The organism is uncultured Campylobacter sp., from assembly GCF_937890585.1.
In the GTDB taxonomy this organism is placed as follows: Bacteria; Campylobacterota; Campylobacteria; order Campylobacterales; family Campylobacteraceae; genus Campylobacter_A.
Genome location: NZ_CALACG010000092.1, coordinates 1 through 7199, shown reverse-complemented (window position 1 = coordinate 7199; position 7199 = coordinate 1). Strand labels below are relative to the sequence as shown.

General features: G+C 40.2%; 5 protein-coding genes. 1 reads left to right on the top strand and 4 read right to left on the bottom strand.

All coding sequences use genetic code 11. The features are described from left to right. Window positions 1-610 (bottom strand): leucine-rich repeat domain-containing protein (locus Q0296_RS02585; protein ID WP_298036180.1); only part of this gene is annotated, 610 nt, incomplete at its 3' end. Window positions 611-671: 61 nt separating this feature from the next. Then, the gene (gene topA / locus Q0296_RS02580; protein WP_298036177.1) at window positions 672-2786 is read right to left on the bottom strand and encodes a type I DNA topoisomerase; all 2115 of its coding nucleotides are present in this window, start codon (window positions 2784-2786) and stop codon (window positions 672-674) included. A gap of 202 nt (window positions 2787-2988) precedes the next feature. On the opposite strand from topA, the gene Q0296_RS02575 reads away from it, so the two are divergent. Further along, complete coding sequence (locus Q0296_RS02575) at window positions 2989-4557, top strand: flagellin B (protein WP_298036175.1); 1569 nt, start codon at window positions 2989-2991, stop codon at window positions 4555-4557. A 249-nt stretch (window positions 4558-4806) separates the two neighbouring features. Here the strand turns inward: Q0296_RS02575 and Q0296_RS02570 are convergent, their stop codons facing one another. Together Q0296_RS02570 and Q0296_RS02565 are read right to left on the bottom strand one after the other, a co-directional pair. Next, on the bottom strand, window positions 4807-6795 hold the full coding sequence (locus Q0296_RS02570) for a 6-hydroxymethylpterin diphosphokinase MptE-like protein (protein WP_298036171.1): 1989 nt from the start codon (window positions 6793-6795) through the stop codon (window positions 4807-4809). Window positions 6796-6804: 9 nt separating this feature from the next. Beyond that, on the bottom strand, window positions 6805-7199 hold a 395-nt coding region (locus Q0296_RS02565; protein WP_298036168.1), incomplete at its 5' end, for an N-acetylneuraminate synthase family protein.

Sequence of the window (7199 nt, the reverse complement as noted above, 5' to 3'; positions counted from 1 at the left end):
GGGCTCGGAGATGTGTATAAGAGACAGAGATAGGCGAGTAGTCCTTGCTATTTATCCTAGCCACCAAGATCACAAGACTGGTTAGTCCAGGCATTTGGCGTAAAAACTCTAGGCTATCTATGTGGATAAATTTAGGCGAAAGTCCGTCGCCACTGATCTCTAAGCTCTTTAAATTTTGCAAATTTGAAAGCGCAGAGTAGTCACTTATCTTTTGAAAATTCTCCACCGTAAGGCTTTCAAGCCCAGTAAGTGTCGCGATCGGTGCTATGCTTTTTACGCTAGCACCAGAGCCTACAAAAAGGCTCTTTAGACTAGAAAGATTTATCAGTGCGTCAAGGCTCTCATACGAGCCCCATTTTATGTGAAGGCTCTTTAAATTTCTTTGGCAGCACACTGCGTCAAATAGCTCTTGAGGCATTTTAGTGCAAAAGTTAAGCTCATCAAATGCCTCTTGCTCGTTTCTTAAAAAGTCGCACCACTCATCAAGCACCGCTCTTTTTTGCTTGGCGGTTTTATACTGCGGCGTGAAGCTGTCGCCTAGCTGCGTGCAGTTTATCACAAGGCTCTTTTGCCCTTTATACTGGCTAACTTGTATGATAGTTTCAGGCATTTAAAGTCCAAATTTACAAAAGCCAAATTTAGGCTCAAAAGCTAAAATTTGGCTAGAAATTTTAGTTCTCAGAAACTAACGTCTTTTTCTTGCACTTTGTGCACTCTATAAAAGTGCCTTTTTTAAGCTCTTTTTTGATCATATCGCCGCCGCACTCATCGCATTTTTGCGCGACTGGCTCGTAGTTTGAGATGAAGTCGCATTTTGGATAGTTGGCACATCCATAAAATTTACCGCGCCTGCTAAATCTCTCGACGATCTCGCCGCCACACTTTGGACATGGCACGTCAAGCTTTTTAAGCTCGCGTTTTGGCTTAGCTGCCGTTGTAGAGCCAGTTTCTGTGCTCTTTTCATTATCTTTTGCGACGTTTCTTGAGTATTTGCATTTTGGAAAATTTGAGCAAGCGATAAACTCGCCATATCTGCCCTTTCTAAGCACTAGCTCGCTTCCACACTCTGGGCATTTCTCGCCGATCGGAGTTGCTGTTTTTAGGCTTTTTATGCCAGTTTTGCCAGCGCTAATTTTTTCCATAAATGGATAGTAAAAGTCGCTTAGCACCTTTTGCCAGTCAGCCTTGTCAAGCGCGATCTCATCGAGCTTTTCTTCAAGATGTGAGGTAAATTCACTATCGACGATGTTGCTAAAGTGCTCCTCCAAAACGCCTATCATGCTAAATGCGATCTCGTTTGGTATGAGCTGCTTTTTCTCGATCCTCACGTAGTCTCTTGAGGTTAGCAGCGAGATGGTCGGTGCGTAGGTGCTTGGGCGGCCGATGCCTAGGCTCTCTAGCTTTTTAACAAGGCCAGCTTCAGAGTACCTAGCTGGCGGCTCGGTGAAGTTTTGCGTGCTTTTTATGCTTTGCAAACTCATCTCATCGCCCTTTTTTAAATTTGGCAAAATTTTATCCTTATCAAGCTCGCCATAAACCTTATAAAAGCCGTCAAATAGCACCTTTCTGCCACTTATCTTAAACTCGCCTTTTTCGCTCGCGACATAGACGTTTTGCGTTTGGCTCACACATGCGCTCATTTGACATGCTAAAAATCTATTGTAGATGAGCGTGTAGAGTTTGAGCGCGTCTTTATCTAAAAATTTAGCGGCGATTTGCGGCGTGAAGTTTAAATTTGTAGGGCGGATCGCTTCGTGGGCTTCTTGCGCGCCTTTTGAGCTTGTCGTGTAGTTTATCGCTTTGACTGGTAAGTACTCTTTGCCATAGTTTTGAAGGATGTGCTCTCTAGCTGCCGCGACGGCCTCTTTGGCTAAATTTAAGCTGTCTGTTCTCATGTAAGTGATCGCACCCATGAAGCCCTCGTTTGTTTGCACGCCCTCATAGAGGCTTTGCGCGATCATCATGGTCTTTTTCGGGCTAAAGCCAAGGCGGTTGCTCGCACTTTGTTGAAGGGTCGAGGTCATAAATGGCGGGCTTGGCTGGATCTTTCTGTCCTTGCTCTCGATCTCACGGACGCTAAATTTCTCATTTTGTAAATTTTCGATGATGTATTTTGCGCGGTCTGGGTTTTGGATAGTGAGCTTTTCGATCTTTTGGTTTTCAAATTTAACTAGCTCAGCGTCTAGGTCTTTTTTAAAAATGGTGTCGATAGTGTAGTACTCAACCGGTTTAAACGCCTGAATTTCACGCTCACGATCGACTATTATTTTTAGCGCCGCACTTTGCACACGGCCAGCGCTTAGTCCTTTTTGTATCTTTAAATTTAAAAGCGGGCTTAGCTTGTAGCCAACTATGCGGTCAAGCAAACGTCTTGTTTGCTGGGCATTGACGCTATTCATATCGACACGCCTTGGGCTTTTTAGAGCGTTTTGTATGGCGCTTTTGGTGATCTCGTGAAAGACGATGCGAGGCAGGCTGGTTGGCTCCTTGCCGATGGCATTTGCGATGTGAAATGCGATCGCCTCACCCTCTCTATCCTCATCGGTCGCGAGGTAAATTTCATCAGCACCCTTAGCAAGCTCTTTTATCTCTTTTACTATGGCGGAGTGATCGCTGCTGACGCGGTACTCTGGGGTAAATTTATCATCCTCTATCTTGATGCCAAAGCTTGTTTTTGGCAGGTCTCTGATGTGACCTTTTGAGGCGATGACATTGTAGCTTTTGTCTAAGAAATTTTTGATAGTCTTTGCTTTTGCGGGAGATTCCACGATAATTAAGCTTTTCATTTATATATAGCCTTTGAATTTTTTGGCGTAATTGTAGCAGAAATAATTTTTTAGAGTGTAACGTGTGAAAAATTTTTAGGTGGAGCGCAATTTTTGTTTTTTATAAAAAATTTTTATGCATAACTCTAAACTTTTTTAAAAACCGATCGATATAGTTCTCGTGCGACATGAAGTCGTAACTTAAAACATAAAAGGATTTACAATGAGTTTTCGTATTAACACAAACGTAAACGCACTTAACACACACGCTAACGCAGTTAGCAACAACACTGACCTATCTAAGTCACTTAACAAACTTAGCTCAGGTCTTCGTATCCAAACAGCTGCAGATGACGCTTCAGGTCTATCTATCGCAGATAGCTTAAGAAGCCAAGCTTCAGCTCTAGGTCAAGCTATTGCAAATGGTAATGATGCTATTGGTATCATTCAAGTTGCCGACAAAGCTATGGACGAGCAGTTAAAAGTTCTTGACACTATCAAAGCTAAAGCTACTCAATCAGCTCAAGACGGCCAAACAACTCAATCACGCCAAGCATTGCAAGCTGATATCGTTCGTCTAATGGAAGAGCTTGACAATATCGGTAACACTACTTCATTTAACGGTCAGCAACTACTAAACGGAACATTCTCTAACAAAGAATTCCAAATAGGTGCTTATTCAAACCAAACTGTTAAAGCAAGTATTGGTGCGACTACATCTGATAAGATCGGTCTTACACGTTTTGAGAGTTCAAGACTACTTACTCGAACAGCAGCAGGTGCGGTAAGTATTACATTTGTAAACGTAGATGGCGTAAACAATGTAAAAGTTCAAGCTGCTATATTATCAACTGGCCTTGGTAAAGGTGTAGGTGCTCTAGCAGAGAACATCAACAAAGTTGCAAACGAGACTGGCGTTCGTGCTACTTATGATGTTACATGGATAGGCAACAAAGCTATAGCTGCTGGTGAAATGAAAGGTCTTGAAATAAATGGCGTTAAAATAGGTGACATCAGCGTTAAAGCAAATGACGAAAATGGCGCGCTTATAAACGCTATCAATGCCGTTAAAGACCAAACAGGTATAACAGCTTCACTTGACAAAGGCAAGCTAGTGCTTACATCAACAGATGGTCGCGCTATACAAGCCAAATCAAAAGCAGATGCAGCTAATGTTGCAAACAACATGTCTGCTATCTTTGGTTATGCTAATGAAGGTAAAGATGCGACATCATTGGCCACAGCACTATCTACTATGTTTATCGGAAGACTAAACCTCGTAAAACTAGATGGTCGTGATATTAAAATAAGTGCAGGCAAGACAATGGGTTCTCTATCAACAGCATTTAGTGCTACTGGTGCTGGTAGTAACGGCGGTGCACAAGCATCTGTCTCACTACGTGAGATCAAAGGTCAGATAGATAAAACTCTAGCTGCTGCTATGGGCTTTACTAGAATGAACAATAGTGGTGCTATGACATCTAACCAAAGTGCTGGTGTTATGACACTTCGCGGTGCGATGGCTGTTATGAGTATCGCTGAGTCAGCTCAAAAAACACTTGACCAAATTCGTTCAGACCTTGGTTCAGTTCAAAACCAACTTCAAGCTACAGTTAATAACATCACTGTAACTCAAGTTAACGTAAAATCAGCAGAGTCTCAAATCAGAGACGTTGACTTTGCTAGCGAGTCTGCTAACTTCTCAAAACATAACATCCTAGCTCAATCAGGTGCTTATGCTATGAGTCAAGCAAACAGCGTTCAACAAAACGTAATGAAGCTACTACAATAACGTAGCTAGTTAAATTAAGTTTTGAATAAGGCTTTGTAGCAGTAGCAAAGCCTTAATGTGTTAATGCTTTTACAATACGCAAACCCCCAAGCCTCAAAGTCTAGCTTTGGGGCTTTTTAAATTTATAAGCAATAAAATCAATATGTAAAATATTGTTTTAAATAAAAGCCTTCAAAGATAAAAAACTTTAAAGGCTTTTTATAAAAAATTATTTGGGATTTGGTTTGTCTATGTTTTAAAAAGCTTGGCTTATATAAGTCCAAGCTTTTTAACTTCTTTAAGTAAATTTTTACTAGCTTTCTTTGTAGTTTGTATCTCAGCGTCCAAACCACCAGCTAGAGAAAATATCCAATACTTATGCATCTCAACCCACTCTGCTAGTTTATTTACCTTTTGCATAGCCGTATCGCTAGACTCAACTGAAATTTTAGCCAGCTCAAGCTCTTGGTAATATACAGAGATAGACAAGATGTATTCGATATATCTTCTATACTTTTGCCTTCCTACAAAATTCTTGATCTTATCTATCTTTTTTGTTATAGATAATAACTTCTTAAAATGCTTCTCGCCAAGCTCGCCTTTATCTCTTATCTCTATCATTTTGTCTATATCTGGAGTAACTTCTAAAAATACCTCTTCAAGCTTTTGCTTTACCTCTTCTTCAAATTTGATCTTTGTTTGTATAAATTTATAGGCTTGCAAAAGCTCTTTTTTTATAGTCTTTTGGCTAGGCAAGCTAATGTGAGGCAAATTTTTTATCTCTTTGCCACGAGTGAGCTCCTCCATGACTTGAACAAAAGGCTTTTCTATGGTGCCTTTTATCATAGCGCCACCTTCTGTGCAGTTGTAGTTTTTTATACCTTTTTTGTTTGTTGACTCGATGTCTGATTCGTATTGGTTTTTAAATTTATCCCAAACATAAGTCGTCCTAACCTCACCTACTCCGCCATAAGCTGTAGTGTATAAATTTTCATCTTTTTGAATAAAAGCGTGTCCTGTTGCATGGCTTTTGCCATCTGGTGCAAAAGCTAGGTCTTGACCTATCAAGACTATATTTTTATGATCTAGCACATAAGCTAGTTGATAGGCCTGATTTGCCGTGCTAAGTCCTATGCCAAGATAGCCATGCTTGTTTAAACCCATAGCGCGTTCAGCCTGTGGGCGAAAGGTAAGCACTAGGCGTCTTGGCAAGATATTTTTCACACTTTGGGGGTGTGTTAGCGATGCTACGATAAAGTATGCATCTTTATCCAAATTTCCATTTCTCTTTTTAAAAAAGCTCGATGTTTCTATAACTCTTTCTATAGATGTAACATAGTCTGGCTTGATGCCGTGCTTTGCTAGTATCGGCAAAGAGGCATCTAGGCTAATAACAGTAACATAAGGGGCAAATTTCTTAAGCGTATCAAGCTGTTTATCAAGACTTGGGCCAGTAGCTACTATCACGGCCGTATCCATAAGGCCTTTTCGCTTTTTTATAAGATCATAATAGACATAGCCTTTTATAAGCTGAGGCAGGTTTTGGGTATTGTTTCTCACACCTTGGAGCAGGTCATCTACGCTGTTTCCATGTGACGTAACAACCTGCGAGATAGCTCTTACAAAATATTGATTTATTTTGTTGTAGTCATCTGCAAATTTATCATAAAAAGGTGTGTGAATATGAAAGTTATATGTCTTGGCATAGACTGAATAAACTTGACCTATCATGAGCTGATAAATTTGCGAATAGGTTGTAAGCTCTGAATAAAATATGATAAGCCTTTCGCTAAGCAACTCTTTTGATAGATCGACTAAATTTAACGTGATGTAAAGTATCTCAAGGTCTGGTTCGACGACAATTATATGCTGATGAGTTTGGTTATAAAGCAAAGCCTTGTAAAATATGCCATTACCAAGTCCGTAAAAATACATCACTGGATAGCGCTTACACTCGGCACCAAGCCCTTCAAGCATATTTTGTATATCAGAAGCTGGCTTTTCATAAAGATAAGATAGAGTTTTTTTGTCTATTATGTTTATATCGATCGGATCTTTACCGATAAATACTTCATAGTTTTTTTGCTCGCCCAAAGAAAAGAGCCTAGTAGCTAGGATCTCGTCTTGAGAAAATAGCGCATTTAGGTTATTTCTAAAAACAGCATTTTCTATTTTATTGACAGTTTGGGCGTATTCTTTTGCTCTCTCTTCACTTTTTTCTTGTGGCGCAACGACACCATCATGAAATTTAATAGCCATTTTTCCTCCTTATAGATCCTCTTTTGTTATTCTCTCACTAAATTTTATATCTCTTTTTGCTTTTTTGCCTACTAGCTCTTTTAGAAATTTAGGATGTAGGCCATATCCTGGGCGCACGCTCCTTACATTTTGCTCGCTAAAAATTTCACCTTTTTTTATATCCGCGCTTGCATAAAGCGAGCGAGAAAATCTCCTGTTTAAAACCGCTTTTTCATCCAACTCGTAGTTTACCACACCCAAAAGCTCCTCAGCCTCTCTAACACACTTTGTCATAAGAGTAAATTCGCTCTCATCAAGGCTAAATGCGCTATCAACGCTTTTTACGCTTTTATCAAGTATAAAATGTTTTTCAACTATCCTAGCGCCCAAACTAACCGCCACAACTGGAGCTGTGGTGCCTAAAG